The sequence below is a fragment of the Brevundimonas sp. GW822-FHT03E11 genome (genome assembly GCF_058801445.1).
This window is the reverse complement of the sequence record NZ_JBXANG010000006.1, coordinates 140,637-156,383: the sequence shown is the minus strand read 5'-3', so window position 1 is coordinate 156,383 and position 15,747 is coordinate 140,637. Positions and strand designations below refer to the sequence as shown.

The window sequence follows — 15,747 nt, the reverse complement described above, 5'->3', positions numbered from 1 at the left end:
GGCCGGTTCCAGTACACCGGCCAGGCCTGGCTGCCCGAACTGGCCATGTACCACTACAAGGCCCGCATCTACTCCCCGACCCTGGGGCGATTCCTGCAGACCGATCCGATTGGGTATGAGGATCAGATCAATCTCTATGCCTACGTCGCAAACGATCCGGTGAACAAGATCGACCCACGCGGAACGGACATCGTAGTACTCAACGACACGTTTGTGGGGGTGAACGGTGTCGGACTTGATCACCAAGCAATCCTAGTCGGTAGCGGTGACGTCTGGACCTATATTTCCAAGGATGGTGCCGTGGGCGGAGGCGCTCAAGGCCCCGCGACCTTCACCATGAGGACGTTTAAAATGCCGCTAGATCGAGTTCTCCGAACCTCCGATCTGACCAGGTATGAAAAGGCATGGCGACGGGAGGCAACGGCTGAGCAAGACAGCCGCATGCGAGAGGCAGGAGCTGAGGTCGCAACTGAGCCGTATGATGTCCTACGCTGCAACTGCGGAGATGTGGTGTCGAGCGCGGTAGCTGCTGGCGGTGTTGATGATAGATTTCCCCAAACAACAAATCCTGCCTCAACACGATCCCACATGAGGAGGGATCCAAACTGGCGAGAAGTACCCCTTCCTCAAGAGCAGGAAAGGCAAGAGAGGGCCAGGCGTCAGGCAGAACGCGAACGGGCACCCACATTAATGTAAGGAACAACGAAATGCGCCTTCGCGCATCCAAAAAATCGCTGAACACGTGGGCCGTATCAATAATTGTAATATCTCTTGTTGTGGAGTTGATATTTGGATATCGCGTGAATGAAGCTTCCGGATGGTTTGCTGAGATGTTGTCTATGGCGTCATTCTTGGTAGCTTCATTGCTAATATTCTCCCCGAGGGGGCATCAAAAGCCTTTAGTTGCATCCTTGTGTGCCTTTATATTTATGATCGTCTATGGGTTCTTGCATCCATACATGACCACATCGTTGGACGTAAGTTATGGTGGTCCTTACGCTTGGAGCGCCACTCGTACGATGGTCTTGGGGGTTATAGTGGGGCCGTCTGTCGCACTTCTGACTGCGGTGGCTGTGTTCATTGCGGCTAAGTTTAAATTGATCGAAATGTTGTAGGGCGACGAGGGCAGGATAGGCTTCGCGCCGGCATTGTCTGACGGCGTGGCCGTGGGGCAGGAACGGCCGGCGATTGGCCTCGTTGATCGAGCCGAGCGGAGGTGGATTCGATGCTGGACGTGGTGATGTTCGCGCTGGGTGGCCTGACGGGGCTGGTGCCGTGGTGGCTGGTGCTGGGTCCGCTGTTCCACGGCTTCATGCACGCGCTGATGGGGTTGCCGGTCAGGCCGGCCAGGTAACCAGCCGATCGGTGTCGAACGCCGCCTATCGCTTCAACAACCACGTCAACGTCACGCGCGACTATGCGGTCAATGGGCTGAACCAATATACCTCGGCCGGTCCGGCCAACTTCACCTATGACCCGAACGGCAATCTGACCTCCGACGGTCAGGGCGGGACCTATGTCTATGACGTGGAGAACCGGCTGATCGCCGGGCCGAACGGCGCCTCCCTGGTGTGGGATCCGCTGGGGCGTCTGTTCCAGAGCTCCAGCAACAGCCACGGCGTCACCCGCTACCTCTACGACGGCGACAAGCTGACGGCGGAATATGACGCCTCGAGCACTCTGCTGCGGCGCTACGTCCACGCCGACGGCTCGGACACGCCCCTGGTCTGGTTCGAGGGATCGGGCGTGACCGCGCCCCAGTACCTCTACGCCGATCACCAGGGCTCCATCACGGCTCGGACCAACGCCTCGGGCGCGGTCGTCGCCGTCAACACCTATGACGAATACGGCATCCCCGGCGCGGGCAACAGCGGCCGGTTCCAGTACACCGGCCAGGCCTGGCTGCCCGAACTGGCCATGTACCACTACAAGGCCCGCATCTACTCCCCCACCCTCGGACGGTTCCTACAGACCGATCCGATCGGGTATGAGGATCAGGTCAACCTGTATGCGTATGTGGGGAATGATCCGGTCAATCTGACGGATCCGACGGGGATGCTTCAGGATTCGACGTGTGCGATCGTCTGCGCGGTCCTGGGCGGGCCGGTACCTCTGACGAGTCCAACCGGCATTCAAACAGGGACCTACAATCATGAAGCTGCTGCGATCTCACTCCAGGTCACTGCTGATTTCGCAGAGGCTTATGCAATAACAACAGGCGTCGTGGACCTCGCAGTGGCGGGTTCTTCAGTGGTTCGCGTGTTCGCTCGTGAGGCCCCCGAAGCCGCTAGAGCGACAGTGCCTGAGTTGACGGCGCGTGCTGGGGAACTTGACGTGCCCCCCGTTTCTTATCCAGCCATAACGAGTGTCCTTTGGTGATCTGAACTGGGGTTGGCGGGGTTGGCAAGTGGCCGGTCAGCGCAGCCTCCGACTAGGACGAATCGACATTCACCGCATCCAGAGGATGGAGGCGGCGATGTGGACGAAGGCGAGGTAGTGTCGCGCCAGCCTATCGAAGCGGGTGGCGAAGCGGCGGAAGTGCTTGAGCTTGTTGAAGCAACGCTCGACGCGGTTGCGCAGCTTGTAGATCAGGGGATCGTGCGGGATCTGTGCCTTGCGAGATCGGGTCGAGGGTATGACAGCCTCGGCTCCGATCCTGGCCAGATGGGCGCGTAGGCTGTTGGCGTCATAGGCGCGGTCGGCGAGCACGGCGGCGGGGCGGTGGCCTTCCAGAAGGGCCGGCGCCGCCAGGATATCGTGGCTCTGACCGGCTGCGATAAGGAAGCGAACGGGCCGTCCGAGCGTGTCGCAGGCCATGTGGACCTTGGTCGTCAGTCCACCTCTGGAACGCCCCACAGCCGGGTCGGGGCCCCCTTTTTTTGGCCGCTGCCCCGGCCGGTCGTCGCTTGTTGGCGGGCCCGCACAAGGGTCGAATCCAGCATCAGATACTGGTTGTCGCGATCCTTGATCAGGTCGTCGAACACCTTCTCCCAAACCCCCGCCGCCGCCCAGCGGCTGAAGCGCTTGTGCGCCGTCTTCCACTTGCCGTAGCGCTCCGGGAGATCCTGCCAATGCGCACCGGAGCGCAGCACCCAGAGCACCCCGTTCACGAACAGTCGGTTGTCGGACCCCGTCCGCCCGGGGTCCGACGCCTTACCCGGCAGCAACGGCGCGATCGGCAACCACTGCGCCTCGTCCAGCTCATAACGCTTCACGCCCATCACAAACCTCCGCCAAAGCGGAGACCTATGAATCACGCATCAAGCCGCGCGTGAATCCCTGAATGTCGATTGGACCTAGTGCCCGATCGAGCTCATGAACGGCGCCGGGCCACTGGCCCGCCCGGCGCCTAAACACCGAGACGTTCCGGCAAGGCCCGGTCCAACATCGGGGTCAAGGTCACTAACCCAAGGACTCTGGTCGCCGCTGGATGAAAACTCAGGGGCAGGTCACCGTCCACTTTCGCGGGGGAAGATCATATTGGAGATGACAGGGACGAGCGACGTCTTCGATGCGCCCTGGGACCGTTCGTTGAACGAGCGCGCCCGTCAGTACGCCGCCCGATTCAATCGATACATCATTCGAAATGCCGCCTCGCCGAACAATCCTTGATTGATGCAGGCGCAAAGTGGCAGAGTGCAAGATAGAAGAGTGTCGTAACCTCTGCTTCCCAATCGATCGTTGCGTCCTCAACGATGATCCGGTCAACGCGATCCATCCGACCCGGATGTGTCCTTGGTGCGGTGACGTTGGCCGGTTCTACGAGATGTTTTCTATCCCACTAAGAGGCTCAGCAATGTCCAGACAGATTCTTGCGATCGCTTTGGCTATCGCTTCCGTCGCAAAGCCGGCCCTGGCCGAACCAAGTCTCAGTGGTTGGTCATCCATCACTTCTTTGTCTGGGGGATGGGTGGATGCAAACCTCAGGGTGGTTCTGTCCGGCCCATTCCATAATCCGTCTTCCTGCGAGAACACTGACGGCTATATCGTAGGCGCCTCCCTACCGGGCGCTCAGCTTTTGCAGGCCATGTTAATGACGGCATACGCCAGTGGCGATCAGGTGCAGCTTACGGTCGATGGCTGTATTCTGGGACGCCCGAACGTCATAGGAGTCGATATCCGCAAATCGGCCTAACCTCGATGGGTAGAAGGTGTGGCGGTCCAGCGTGCAATGCGAGCTGACCAGATGGTCGAAGGAGCAAGGGCGAATGAAGCCTCGAGATGGGAAGTACCTAAACCGGCTTTCGAGTTTTGCGACCGCCACCGCAGCATTGCTAATGGTTTCGCCATCGACGTCCTTCGCCCAGACTGCCGAACGTTTTGATTACGACGCCTTGGGCAGGCTGATCCGAGTGGAAACACCGACCTCCACAACCGTGTACAACTATGATGCGGCCGGAAACCGCACCGTCGTCAGCGTCACTAGGTCAAGCACGTCCTCCAACCCAAAGCGTCCGGTCGTGGTCGTGCCGTCGGGATCAGGCTTTATAGTCATTCCGCTCAACGCGAACACGCAAACCTGATGAGGCTCTGAGATGCCACGCCTTCTGTTCGTCCTAGTTGCTTCTCTTGCGCTGACGCCTCTGCCCGGGCAGGCGAGCGAGTCGGCCCTCGGCAAGCCCTACGGCCTGCTGATTCACGACCAAGGCGGCGCCTTCTTCTATCATGACGGCCCCAGAACCAACCGACCGTCATGCGCGACCCAGGACCGTTGGGTCATCAACGTCACGACGCCGGCCGGCCAAGCGATGTACGCCGCAGTGCTCACGGCGGTCGCAAGCGGGAGAAAGATTGCGGTGCACGGCAGCGGCGCCTGCTCGTTCTGGGGCGATACCGAAAGCGTGACTTCTCTCCAGGTGTTCGACTGAACCGGTCTGAACTGTGTTCGGGCGCGGGTGCTTTAGCGTGCTTGGAGCGCTTACGGGCGTAGCTGCAGATGGGGCGGATGGCGGTGTGCCCGTCAGCGGCCGAGCCCTATCGTGCTGAACCGAAGAGTCGCTGCCCAGAAATCCTGCCGCCGTGTAGACTCCGTGCCCTGATCAGCCTTTGTGTCTCATGATCAGGCGGGAACATCGATCACGCCGATCTTACGACCGTGGCCAGTACGTGCTCCCGCACCCAAACAATCAAGCCGCTGGATCAACGATCTAGCGGCTTTTTGCTGCCTGAACCTACAGGCCCGCGCCGCCCCAGCCCGGACGCCCACGATCGGCGTCGGCGCTCAAGGGGTGAACTGGATCGTATGTTCGAACGGGCGGTCGATCGGGCGGCCGCCGTCGCGCGAGGGGGGCGTCGCGGTTCCGTTCATCAGGGCCACAGCCGCCTCGCCGAATCCATAGCCCGGCCGGCTCTCCGACAGCACCACGCAATCCGAAACCCGGCCGTCGGCACGCCCGATGCATCGCAGTCGAACCCTGACGTCGTCCAAGACGGGCGCTGAGGATTGGGCCGCCGTCTTGATCCCGCCAGACGTCTTGGGCTGCGCCTTCGCCAGATCGGGGGCGGGCGTCGGCGTCGAACTCAGGGCGGCAAGAGCGAACAGCAGGGCGAGGGGCATGGGCGAGTTCCTTCTCACCTATAAGGCCCTGAACGCGGCCGTGTTCCCTTCGTCGATACAAAGGTCGCCGAACAGGTCTTCGCGGCCCGCGCCGCAGCCCTGGATCAAGACTCGCCGCGCCACAGACGCCACCAGGGCCGCCAGGGGGTCAGATGGTGTTCGTGGTGGCGGCCGAAGTGGAAGCAGGTGAGCAGGGAAAGAACGGGGCCGTAGCCGCTGCTGCGGGCGTGGTGGGCGTCGGCGAACGGCTGGTCGGTGTGGCGGTGCGGCAGCCAGGTGCCGAAGGTGAAGAGCTGAAGCGCTGAAAGCAGGGCCGGCGCGGCCCAGAAGGTCAGGAGATTGGCCGGCCGCGCCCCCAGGCCGAAGAGGGCGATCAGGACCAGGGCGGTCAGGACCGCCATCTCGCGCCAGCCGAAATAGGTGCGAAAGAAGTTCAGGAACCAGGGAAGGAAGGCGCGGGGCGCCGGGGCGTAAAAGTCCGGGTCGTCGGCCGTGCCGGGCGCGGCGTGGTGGGCGTGGTGCGCCGTCTTCAGCCGATCGAAGCGGAAGCCCGCATAGAGCCCCAGGGTCAGCCGGCCGACTGCGGCGTTCAGCCGCGGCCGTCCCGGCGCCAGGGAGCCGTGCATGGCGTCATGGGCGACGATGAAAAGGCCGACCGACAACCAGGTCTGGACCGCTACGATCGCCGGGACGATCACCAGACTGGAGGTGCCCCAGCGGTGAAAATAGACGCCGTAGACGTGCAGGCTCCCCCATCCCGCCACGATCATTCCCGCCAGGGTCAGACCGATCCAGGTCTGGCGCGGGACGATGCGGGGCTCGGCGACGGCGGCGGTCATGGACTTCAATCTAGCCTATGCCGGCGTCGGAGGCATCCAGGCGGCTTGCCCGTCACGTCCGCCCGTGCCACCTGTCGCGGATGCAGGCCGCCGCCCCCGACAGTTCCGCGCCGGACCTTTTGCTGCTGGGGGGCGGTCTGGCCAACGGCCTTCTGGCCCTGCGCCTGTCCCAGGTCCGGCCCGAACTGGACGTGCGGATCGTGGAGGCGGCCGACCGGCTGGGCGGGGTTCACACCTGGTCCTTCTTCGAACCCGATCTGACGCCGAGGCAGCGGGCGTGGATCGCGCCGCTGATCGCCCATAGCTGGCCCGGCTATTCCGTGCGGTTTCCGGCGTTCGAACGGCGTCTGGCGACCGGATATTCCAGCGTGACGGCGGCGCGGTTCGCCCAAGCCTTGGACCGCGCCCTGCCGGGACGGATCCTGACGGGCGTCTCGGTGGCATCGGCCGGGCCGACCGAGGCGGTTCTGGCCGACGGTCGGCGGCTGACGGCCCGGGCGGTGATCGACGGGCGCGGCCCGACCGCCGCGCCGGACCTTGCCCTGGGGTTTCAGAAATTCGTCGGCCTGGAGGTGCGGCTGACCGCGCCCCACGGGCTGAAGGAACCGATCGTCATGGACGCCTGCGTCGATCAGGCGGGGGGCTATCGTTTCCTCTATGTCCTGCCGTTCGACGACCGGACCCTGCTGATCGAGGACACCCGCTACACCGACGGCGACGACCTGGATCGCGACCTGTTCCGAACGGGCGTCAGGGACTACGCCGCGCAGCGGGGCTGGGTCATAGAGACGGTTCTGCGCGAGGAGGAGGGGGTGCTGCCGGTCGCCCTGGACGGCGACATCGCCGCCCATCTGAAGCGGCTGGGGCCGACGGCGCTGAGCGGCCTGCGCGCCGGTCTGTTTCATCCGACCACCGGCTATTCCCTGCCGGACGCGGTGCGGCTGGCGGATCATCTGGCGAAGCGTATCGAAGCGGCGCCGGACGGCCCGGCCCTGGCCCAGGTCATCCGTCGCCATGCGCGCGACGTATGGGCGCAAAGAGGCTTTTATCGGCTGCTGAACCGCATGCTGTTTCGGGCCGCGCGGCCGGATCAGAGGTACAGGGTGCTGGAGCGGTTTTACCGCCTGCCCCAGCCGCTGATCGAACGCTTCTATGCGGGGGAGACGACCTTGGGCGACAAGGCGCGGATCCTCAGCGGCAAACCCCCGGTGCCGATCGGCGCCGCCCTGACCTGTCTGGTCGAAAGAGGACGTGCGTAATGCGAGCAGCAGTGATCGGGTCGGGGTTCGGGGGGCTGTCGCTGGCCATCCGCCTGCAGACGGCGGGGATTCAGACCACGGTCTTCGAGGCGCGCGACCTGCCGGGCGGCCGGGCCTATGTCTATAAGGACAAGGGCTATACCTTCGACGCCGGCCCCACCGTCATCACCGATCCGTCCGCGCTGGAGGAGCTGTTCGAGGGCGCGGGGCGCAAGCTGTCCGACTATGTCGAACTGCTGCCGGTCGCCCCCTTCTATCGGCTGTGCTGGGAAGACGGGGACGTCTTCGACTACGTCAACGACCAGGACGAGCTGGACCGCCAGATCGTCGCCCGCAACCCGGCGGACAAGGAGGGGTATCGCAAATTCCTGGCCTATTCCCAGGACCTGCTGAAGGAAGGCTATCTGAAGCTGGGGGCCGTGCCCTTCCTGGACTTCGCCAGCATGGTCAAGGCGGCGCCCGAGCTGATGCGGCTCCAGGCCTGGCGGTCGGTCTATGACAAGGTCGCCGGCTATATTCAGGACGAGCATCTGCGCCAGGCCTTCAGCTTCCACTCCCTGCTGGTGGGCGGAAACCCGTTCGCGACCTCCTCGATCTACGCCCTGATCCACGCGCTGGAGCGGCGCTGGGGCGTCTGGTTCCCGCGCGGCGGCACCGGCGCCCTGATCCAGGCCATGGTGCGGCTGTTTCGGGACCTGGGCGGCGAAATCCGGCTGAACAGTCCGGTCGAGCGGATCACCCTGGCGAACGGGCGCGCCGACGGGGTGGTGGTCGGCGGCCAGGCCCTGGCCTTCGACATGGTCGCCTCCAACGCGGACGTGGTCCACACCTATCAGCGCCTGCTGGGCCAGGAGCCGCGCGGCCGCAAGGAGGGGGCGCGTCTGGCCGCCAAGCGGCATTCCATGTCGCTGTTCGTCATCTATTTCGGTCTGAAGCGGGTCCACCCGGAGGTGCGCCACCACACGGTGCTTTTCGGCCCCCGCTACCGCGAGCTGATCGGCGAAATCTTCAAGGGGCCGGACCTGCCGGAGGACTTTTCCCTCTATCTGCACGCCCCGACCCGCACCGATCCGTCCTTGGCGCCCGAGGGATGCGACGCCTTCTATGTGCTGGCGCCGGTGCCGCACCTGGCCTCGGCCGACATTGACTGGGCGGTCGAGGGGCCGCGCTATCGCGACCGGGTCCTGGCCTATCTGGAGCAGCACTACATTCCCGGCCTGACCGCCGATCTGGACACCTGCCGCATCTTCACGCCCGTGGATTTCCGCGACCAGCTGAACGCCCACCAGGGCTCGGCCTTCTCGCTGGAGCCGATCCTGACCCAGAGCGCTTATTTCCGCGTCCATAATCGCGACGACCAGATCCCGAACCTCTATTTCGTCGGCGCCGGCACCCATCCGGGCGCGGGCGTGCCGGGGGTGGTGGGCTCGGCCAAGGCCACCGCCGGCCTGATGATCGAAGACGCGGGGCGGACCGCATGACCGACGCCGTCCTGGACCACAGCCGCCAGTCGATGGAGCAGGGCTCCAAGAGCTTTGCGGCCGCCGCCCGGCTGTTTCCGGCGGCCATCCGGGACGACGCCTGGATGTTCTACGCCTGGTGCCGCCATTGCGACGATGAGATCGACGGCCAGGTCCTGGGCCATGGGGCGGTCGGCATCGACCCGGTCCTGGCGGGGCGCAAACTGGTCGAACTGCGCGAACGCACCGCCGCCGCCCTGGCCGGAGAGCCGCAGACGGACCCGGTCTTCACCGCCTTTCAGCGCGTCGCCGCCCGCCACGCCATTCCCGCCGAGGAGGCGATGGACCTGTTGCAGGGGTTCGAGATGGACGTGGAGGGCCGCCGCTACGACACCCTGGAGGACACGCTGGACTATGCCTATCACGTCGCCGGCGTGGTCGGGGTGATGATGGCCCGGATCATGGGGGTTCAGGACGCGCCGACTCTGCGCCGCGCCCAGGACCTGGGCCTGGCCTTTCAGCTGACCAATATCGCCCGAGACGTGGTGGAGGACGCCAAGGGCGGGCGGGTCTATCTGCCCGGCCAGTGGCTGGACGAGGCGGGCGTGCCGCGCGATCAGGTCGATCAGCCCCGGCATCGTCAGGCCGTCGCCCATACGGCCCAGCGGCTGGTGGCGGCGGCGGAGCCCTATTACGCCTCGGCGCGCTGGGGCTTGCGCGATCTCAATCCGCGCTCGGCCTGGGCCGTCGCCACGGCGCGGGGCGTCTATCGCGCCATCGGCCGCCACGTCTCGCGGTCGGGGGCCAAGGCCTGGGACGGCCGGACCTCGGTCGACAAGGCGGGCAAGCTGGCCCTGGTGGGGCGCGGGGCCCTGATCACCCTGTGGTGCAAGACCCTGGACGCCTGGCGCGAACCGCCGCCGCGCCCGGCCCTCTGGACCCATATCTGACGACGCTCAGCGCGCGGCGCGTCTCTGCTCCATCATCACGGCCAGGGCGAGCCCGGCCAGACCCACGCCGCCCAGGGCCGCCCAGCCGGCCAGGACCCCGGCGTTGAAGTCGCCGCGCCAGATCAGGGCCTGATAGGTTTCGACGGCCCAGGCATGGGGCGTGATCCAGCCCAGGGCGCGGAAGGCTTCGGGCATCAGGAAGCGCGGCGCCATCGACCCGCCCAGGGCCGCCAGCAGCAGGGCGACGAAGGTGGTCAGGGGCTGGGCCTGTTCGCGCGACCGACAGGCCGCCGTCAGGGCCAGGGCCACCCCCGCCGCGCACAGGGCGACCAGGGCGGCGGTCAGGAGCGCCGCCGCCGCCTGCCAAAACGCAAGATCCGGCAGCCGAGGCCAGGCCGCCAGGAAAACGGCCGCCGACTGCATCAGGCCGACCGTCGTCAGCCAGATTGCCCGCCCCGCCAGTATGGGCGCCGTCCCGCCCCGCGCCAGGACCAGCCGCGCCTGCAGGCCCGAGCGCCGCTCGTCCAGCCCGCCCATGGCGCCGTGCATGGCGGCGAAGAAGACGAACATCACGCTGACCGCCCCGGCGTAATAGGCGGCCTGGACGTCGCCCTGCGGCCCGACCTGGCGGATCGAGACCGCGCGCGACGGGGGCGCGGGCCGACCGGCCAGGGCCGCCGCCGCCGGGACCAGCCGCGCTTGGAGCGCCGCCGCCGCCACGTCTCGGCCCGCCGCCGACACCACCGTCACCTGGGGCGCGCCTGCCTCGTCGCGGGCGATCAGAACGCCGGCGTCGGCGCGGCCGTCGATCACGGCCCGCTCCACCGCCTGGGAGTCGTCGAGACGGCGAAGGCGCGGCCCCAGGTCCCGCGACAGGGCCTCGCCGACGGCGGCCGTGGCCGGGGTGCGCGCCGCATCGTGCAGGACCACGCTGGCGTCGATGTCGCCACGCGCCCCCGCACCGAAGACGGCGGCGAACAGCAGATAGACCAGGGGCGGCAAAACCAGGGTCAGGGCCATGCCCGAACGGTCCCGCCAGAAGCCGCGCGCCCAGGCGCCCGCAACCGCCATCATGACGAGGCGTCCGACAGATGGGCGACCAGGTCGTCCAGGCCGGGACGACGCACGGCGACCTCGCCCCCCTCGGCGTCCGCCTCGGGCGAAACCCGCTGGGCCGCGCCCAGGGCGTCCTCGCACAGCAGCCGCCATTCCAGCCCGTCCTTGGAGGGCGCCAGACCCGACTGGGCGAACCGGCTCGCGGCCGGGCGCGAGGCGGGCCGCGGCAGTTTGACGACCAGCAGCCGCGCCAGGCCGAAGGCCTGACGCAGCAGGGCCTTGGGCGGTCCTTCCGCCAGCAGCCGGCCCTGGGCCAGGACGCCGATCCGATCGGCCGTTTCGGAGACGAAGGCCTCGTCGTGGCTGATCAGCAGACAGCCGGCGCCCGCCTGGACCGCCTCGCGCAGGGCGGACGACAGGACGACGCGGGCGGCGGCGTCCACCCCTTCGGTCGGTTCGTCGGCGATCAGCAGGCGCGGGCGCCCGACCAGGGCGGCGCTGAGGTTGGCGCGCCGACGCCATCCGCCCGACAGTGAATGAACCGGCTCGTCCGCCCTGGGGGCGCATCCGGTCAGGGCCAGGGCCCGCTCCACCGCCGCAGGGCGGTTGGAACGGGGAAGGCCGCACAGGGCCGCGACCGCCGCGACGTTCTCGCGCGGCGTCAGGGCGGGAAAGAGGGCGCAGTCCTGGGGCGCAAGGCCGATGCGTCCGCGACGGGGCGCGCCTTCGCCGGCCGTCGCCCGCCCGCGCCGGACGGGGATCAGGCCGCAGGCCACCCGAGCCGCCGTGGACTTGCCCGCCCCGTTCGGACCCAGCAGGGCGTAAACCTCTCCGGCCGCGACGGTCAGGTTGAAATCGCGCAGCACCGGCCCTTCGCCGTAGCCCGCCTCGACGTCCTTCAGAACCAGCGCCGGCGCGACGCTAGCGTCCAAGTTCGGCCTGCCGGAAGAGATGAAGGACATAGGTCGTCAGGGGGCTGTCGTGCCCGACCGCCTCGGCCGCCCGGGCCAGGGACTGGCGCACCCCGGCGCGGACCCGGCCTTCGCCCCACAGGTCCACGAAGGTGGTCACGCCCTGATCCTGACCCACGTCCTTGCCCAGGGCCTCGCTCGTCGAACAGGCGTCCATCAGGTCGTCGCAAAGCTGGAAGGCGAAGCCGACCGCCTCGCCGAAGGCGGCGAGACGCGCCAGGTCGTCCGCATCGCCGCCGCCCATCCGGCCGCCGCCCCGCGCGGCCGCGACGAACAGGGCGCCGGTCTTCAGATCGTTGATCCGACGCAGGGCGACCACGTCGCGCTGAACGGGATCGTCGCGCAGATCGCGCATCTGGCCCTCGGCCAGGCCGTCGAAGCCGATCGCCTGCGTCAAATCGTCCAGGGCGCCCAGCCGCGCCTCCGCCGGCGCCCGGCTTTGCAGAATCAGCCGGGTCGATTGGTTCAAAAGGGCCACGGCCGCCAGCACGGCCGCATCCTCGCCGTGGCGGCGGTGCAGGGTCGGCTGACCGCGCCGCAAGGCCGCATCATCCATACAGGGCAGGTCGTCCAGAACCAGGGAGGCGGCGTGGGCCATTTCGACCGCGCAACCGAAATCCAGGGCGTCCTCGGCCCGCCCGCCGACGTGCGCGGCGGCCAACATGGCCACGACCGGCCTGACCCGCTTGCCCGGTCCCAGCAGGGCCTCGCGCGCGGCGAGGGCTAAAAGACCGTCCGATGAGGGCGCCGTCTCGGCCAGCCGGTCCTGCACCAGGCCACGCAGATTCTCGGGCGACTGAGGTTCGGGGTCCGACACGGGCTGGGGCCTTAAGCCGACGATCGCCATACGGGTCTCCTGATGTCCTTCGACAGTCGCGTTGCGACCCTGGGCTGACGCATTATGATCACATACGGCATCACGACTGCGTCGGATGCAACCCGCCAGAGCATGATCGTTTCGGAGGGAACCGCTAGGAGCGTTTGCGATGCCCACCCCCGACGACGCCCTGATCCGACGCAAGGACGAACACATCGACCACGTGCGGGCCGGACGGGGTCTCAGCGGCGCGTCCTCGGGACTGGAGGCGGTGCGTTTCGTCCATGACGCCTTGCCGGACCTGGCCCTGGACCAGATCGACCTGTCCGCCCGTTTCCTGGGGCGGCGGCTGAACCTGCCCTTCCTGATCAGTTCGATGACCGGCGGCCCGTCGCGGGCCGAGGCGATCAATGCGCGGCTGGCCGAGGCGGCCCAGGCCCTGGGCGTGGCCCTGGCGGTCGGCTCCCAGCGCGTCGCCCTGGAGACGGCCGGCGGGTCCGGCGGCTCGGGCTTGGGGCCGGATCTGCGCCGCCGGGCGCCCGACGCCCTGATCCTGGCCAATCTGGGGGCGGTGCAGTTCGCCCTGGGCTATGGGGTGGACGAGGCGCGCCGGGCCATGGAGATGATCGGCGCCGACGCCCTGATCCTGCATCTGAATCCGCTTCAGGAAGGCGTCCAGCCCGAGGGCGACCGCGACTGGCGCGGCGTGGCCCAGGGGATCGAGCGGATCGCCGCCGCCTTTCCGGGCCAGGTGGTGGTCAAGGAGACCGGCGCCGGCCTGTCGGCCGCCGTCGCCCGGCGCCTGGCCGACATGGGCGTCGCGGCCCTGGACGTGGCGGGGGCGGGCGGCACCAACTGGGGCCTGATCGAAGGGGCGCGGGCCACCGGCGGGCGGGCCGAGGCCTTGGCCGCCCCCTTCGCCGACTGGGGGGTGCCGACGGCCCGCAGCCTCCGCGACTGCGCCCAGGCCGCCCCGGACCTGGGGCTGATCGGCTCGGGCGGGATCAAGGACGGTCTGGATGCGGCCCGCGCCGTCCGCCTGGGGGCCGATCTGGTCGGCCAGGCCGCCGGGGTGCTGGAGGCGGCCCTGACCTCGACCCAGGCGGTGGTCGATCATTTCGAGCTGATGGCGGCCCAGCTGCGGCTCGCCTGTTTCTGCACGGGCTCCGCCGATCTGGCGGCCCTCGCTCAGGCGCCGCTGCTGGAAGAGCCCCGCTTCTGAGCCAGTTCGGCCTTCAGCGCCCGCGCCGACCGCACCCACAGAAAGCCGAAGGAGACGCAGCCTTCGCGCGTGCGCACGGCGTGATGCAGACGGTGCGCCTGGATGCGCCGCGTCCAGAAGCCGGACCGCCCGGAAAAGCCCGTCGGGAACCGCCGGTGCACCAGGCCGTCGTGGAAGAAGAAATAGACCATCCCATAGGCCGTGATCCCCAGCCCGACCGGCAGGGCCCAGGGCCACAGGTGCAGACCCACGGCCACCATGACGATGGCCGGGGCGGCGAAGACCACGGCGAACAGGTCGTTCTTCTCCAGGGGGTGATCGTGCGGCTCATGATGGCTGCGGTGCCAGGACCACAGGAAACCGTGCATCACATAGCGGTGCATGATCCAGGCGAACGCCTCCATGCCCAAAAAGGCGGTCAGGAACAGCGCGATCCACGTCAGCCAGGCCATGGCCCCAGCATAGGCGGTTTGATCCGCCTTAGCCACGACTTGACCGCCGCAGGGATTTGACCGTCTGTGCCCCCATGTTGAGGGATCTGCTCATCACCACCCTGGCGCTGAGCCTGATCATCGGCCTGCGCTATCTGCTGGTCGGCGCGGCGGCCCATGGGCTGCTGTGGGCCGGGGCTGGCCGGGGACGGGCGCTGAACCTGCGGCCGCCGGCGATGAAGCGCATCCGCGCCGAGATCGTCGTCTCCCTGATCGCCTGCCCCATCTACGCCCTGCCGGCGGCCCTGGTGCTGGAGCTGTGGAAGCGGGGCGGGACGGCGATCTACAGCGATCCCGACGCCTGGCCCCTGTGGTGGCTGCCGGTCAGTCTGATCGTCTATCTGCTGGCGCACGACGCCTTCTACTACTGGGTGCACCGGGCCCTGCATCACCCGCGCGTCTTCGGCTGGGCCCATGCCGAACACCACCGGTCGCGCGACCCCAGCGCCTTCGCCTCCTTCGCCTTCGACCCGGCCGAGGCTGCGGCCACCGCCTGGTTCCTGCCCGCCCTGGCCCTGATCGTGCCGATCCACTGGGGCGTGGCCCTGACCCTGCTGACGCTGATGTCGCTGACGGCCGCCCTGAACCATGCGGGGCGCGAGGTCTGGCCCGCCGCCTGGCTGGAGCGGGCGCCGCTGCGCTGGCTGATCACCGCCACCCACCACGACGCCCACCACAAGCGGTTCAACGGAAACTACGGCCTCTATTTCCAGTTCTGGGACCGCTGGGCCGGGACTGAGGTTTCGGCCGCCCCCTCGCGACCATCCCCGGTCATCCCTCCAGAGCGGCCCTCAGCGCCTCTTCGGTGATCGGCTTGGTCAGGGCGGCGTGGGCGCCCAGGCCGGTCGCCATCTGCAGTATGGACGACGAGGCCAGACGTCCCCCGCCGCTCATGGCGATGACCCGCAGGGAGTCCCTCAAATGCCGGGTGTCCATGATGAAGTTCAGCCCGTCGCGGTCCGGCATCAGAATGTCCACCAGCACGGCGTCGGGCGACCAGTCCTCGACGATCCGCAACCCTTCGTTGACCGTTGCTGCGGTCAGGACTTGGCAACCCAGCCGTTTCAGCATCTCCTCCAGATGAAGCAGAACCAGCGAATCGTCCTCGATCACGCAGACTTTCAC

18 protein-coding genes and 1 pseudogene are annotated in these 15,747 nt (G+C 67.4%); 11 read left to right on the top strand and 8 right to left on the bottom strand.

What is annotated here, in order from left to right:
* The 3 genes from AC1RKE_RS11835 to AC1RKE_RS11825 form a co-directional block, all read left to right on the top strand.
* The coding region (locus AC1RKE_RS11835) for an RHS repeat-associated core domain-containing protein (protein ID WP_492897107.1) at window positions 1-696 on the top strand (696 nt) is incomplete at its 5' end.
* Between the two features lie 529 nt (window positions 697-1,225).
* The gene (locus AC1RKE_RS11830; protein ID WP_333895913.1) at window positions 1,226-1,354 is read left to right on the top strand and encodes a hypothetical protein; all 129 of its coding nucleotides are present in this window, start codon (window positions 1,226-1,228) and stop codon (window positions 1,352-1,354) included.
* A gap of 11 nt (window positions 1,355-1,365) precedes the next feature.
* A complete protein-coding gene (locus AC1RKE_RS11825; RefSeq protein WP_492897105.1) occupies window positions 1,366-2,379 on the top strand; it encodes an RHS repeat-associated core domain-containing protein in 1,014 nt (337 codons plus the stop codon).
* A 69-nt stretch (window positions 2,380-2,448) separates the two neighbouring features.
* Here AC1RKE_RS11825 and AC1RKE_RS11820 read toward each other — a convergent pair.
* Window positions 2,449-3,215, bottom strand: a pseudogene (locus tag AC1RKE_RS11820) (IS5 family transposase).
* A gap of 581 nt (window positions 3,216-3,796) precedes the next feature.
* On the opposite strand from AC1RKE_RS11820, the gene AC1RKE_RS11815 reads away from it, so the two are divergent.
* The 3 genes from AC1RKE_RS11815 to AC1RKE_RS11805 all read left to right on the top strand — a co-directional run bounded on the left by AC1RKE_RS11815 (window position 3,797) and on the right by AC1RKE_RS11805 (window position 4,868).
* Complete coding sequence (locus AC1RKE_RS11815) at window positions 3,797-4,135, top strand: hypothetical protein (protein ID WP_333895915.1); 339 nt, start codon at window positions 3,797-3,799, stop codon at window positions 4,133-4,135.
* Window positions 4,136-4,208: 73 nt separating this feature from the next.
* Complete coding sequence (locus AC1RKE_RS11810) at window positions 4,209-4,523, top strand: RHS repeat domain-containing protein (protein WP_348685110.1); 315 nt, start codon at window positions 4,209-4,211, stop codon at window positions 4,521-4,523.
* 12 nt (window positions 4,524-4,535) lie between these two features.
* A complete protein-coding gene (locus tag AC1RKE_RS11805) occupies window positions 4,536-4,868 on the top strand; it encodes a hypothetical protein (protein ID WP_348685111.1) in 333 nt (110 codons plus the stop codon).
* Between the two features lie 353 nt (window positions 4,869-5,221).
* Here the strand turns inward: AC1RKE_RS11805 and AC1RKE_RS11800 are convergent, their stop codons facing one another.
* Together AC1RKE_RS11800 and AC1RKE_RS11795 are read right to left on the bottom strand one after the other, a co-directional pair.
* Complete coding sequence (locus tag AC1RKE_RS11800; RefSeq protein WP_054764835.1) at window positions 5,222-5,557, bottom strand: energy transducer TonB; 336 nt, start codon at window positions 5,555-5,557, stop codon at window positions 5,222-5,224.
* Window positions 5,558-5,661: 104 nt separating this feature from the next.
* Window positions 5,662-6,396: a fatty acid desaturase gene (locus AC1RKE_RS11795; protein WP_336970560.1), complete on the bottom strand. Its 735-nt coding sequence runs from the start codon at window positions 6,394-6,396 to the stop codon at window positions 5,662-5,664.
* An 80-nt stretch (window positions 6,397-6,476) separates the two neighbouring features.
* On the opposite strand from AC1RKE_RS11795, the gene crtY reads away from it, so the two are divergent.
* The 3 genes from crtY to AC1RKE_RS11780 are packed head-to-tail and all read left to right on the top strand — an operon-like array spanning window position 6,477 to window position 10,065.
* Complete coding sequence (gene crtY / locus AC1RKE_RS11790) at window positions 6,477-7,655, top strand: lycopene beta-cyclase CrtY (RefSeq protein WP_395942157.1); 1,179 nt, start codon at window positions 6,477-6,479, stop codon at window positions 7,653-7,655.
* Entirely contained in the window at window positions 7,655-9,136 is a 1,482-nt protein-coding gene (locus AC1RKE_RS11785; protein ID WP_348684590.1) for a phytoene desaturase, read from the top strand. Before crtY ends, AC1RKE_RS11785 begins: the two co-directional genes overlap by 1 nt.
* Complete coding sequence (locus AC1RKE_RS11780; protein WP_348684591.1) at window positions 9,133-10,065, top strand: phytoene/squalene synthase family protein; 933 nt, start codon at window positions 9,133-9,135, stop codon at window positions 10,063-10,065. The genes AC1RKE_RS11785 and AC1RKE_RS11780 overlap by 4 nt, the downstream gene beginning before the upstream one ends.
* A gap of 6 nt (window positions 10,066-10,071) precedes the next feature.
* Here the strand turns inward: AC1RKE_RS11780 and AC1RKE_RS11775 are convergent, their stop codons facing one another.
* The 3 genes from AC1RKE_RS11775 to AC1RKE_RS11765 are packed head-to-tail and all read right to left on the bottom strand — an operon-like array spanning window position 10,072 to window position 12,939.
* Complete coding sequence (locus tag AC1RKE_RS11775; RefSeq protein ID WP_348684592.1) at window positions 10,072-11,139, bottom strand: ABC transporter permease; 1,068 nt, start codon at window positions 11,137-11,139, stop codon at window positions 10,072-10,074.
* Window positions 11,136-12,053: an ABC transporter ATP-binding protein gene (locus AC1RKE_RS11770; RefSeq protein WP_228186180.1), complete on the bottom strand. Its 918-nt coding sequence runs from the start codon at window positions 12,051-12,053 to the stop codon at window positions 11,136-11,138. Before AC1RKE_RS11770 ends, AC1RKE_RS11775 begins: the two co-directional genes overlap by 4 nt.
* Window positions 12,043-12,939, bottom strand: a complete 897-nt coding sequence (locus AC1RKE_RS11765) for a polyprenyl synthetase family protein (RefSeq protein WP_182714371.1) — start codon at window positions 12,937-12,939, stop codon at window positions 12,043-12,045. The genes AC1RKE_RS11770 and AC1RKE_RS11765 overlap by 11 nt, the downstream gene beginning before the upstream one ends.
* A 139-nt stretch (window positions 12,940-13,078) precedes the next feature.
* On the opposite strand from AC1RKE_RS11765, the gene fni reads away from it, so the two are divergent.
* On the top strand, window positions 13,079-14,131 hold the full coding sequence (gene fni / locus AC1RKE_RS11760; protein ID WP_182714372.1) for a type 2 isopentenyl-diphosphate Delta-isomerase: 1,053 nt from the start codon (window positions 13,079-13,081) through the stop codon (window positions 14,129-14,131).
* Here fni and AC1RKE_RS11755 read toward each other — a convergent pair.
* Entirely contained in the window at window positions 14,098-14,619 is a 522-nt protein-coding gene (locus AC1RKE_RS11755; RefSeq protein WP_227976050.1) for a sterol desaturase family protein, read from the bottom strand. The genes fni and AC1RKE_RS11755 overlap by 34 nt on opposite strands.
* A gap of 38 nt (window positions 14,620-14,657) precedes the next feature.
* On the opposite strand from AC1RKE_RS11755, the gene AC1RKE_RS11750 reads away from it, so the two are divergent.
* Window positions 14,658-15,431 (top strand): sterol desaturase family protein, encoded by a 774-nt coding sequence (locus tag AC1RKE_RS11750; RefSeq protein WP_348685067.1) that lies wholly within the window; start codon window positions 14,658-14,660, stop codon window positions 15,429-15,431.
* Here AC1RKE_RS11750 and AC1RKE_RS11745 read toward each other — a convergent pair.
* A complete protein-coding gene (locus AC1RKE_RS11745; RefSeq protein WP_054764846.1) occupies window positions 15,394-15,747 on the bottom strand; it encodes a response regulator in 354 nt (117 codons plus the stop codon). The two genes, AC1RKE_RS11750 and AC1RKE_RS11745, sit on opposite strands and share 38 nt — an antisense overlap.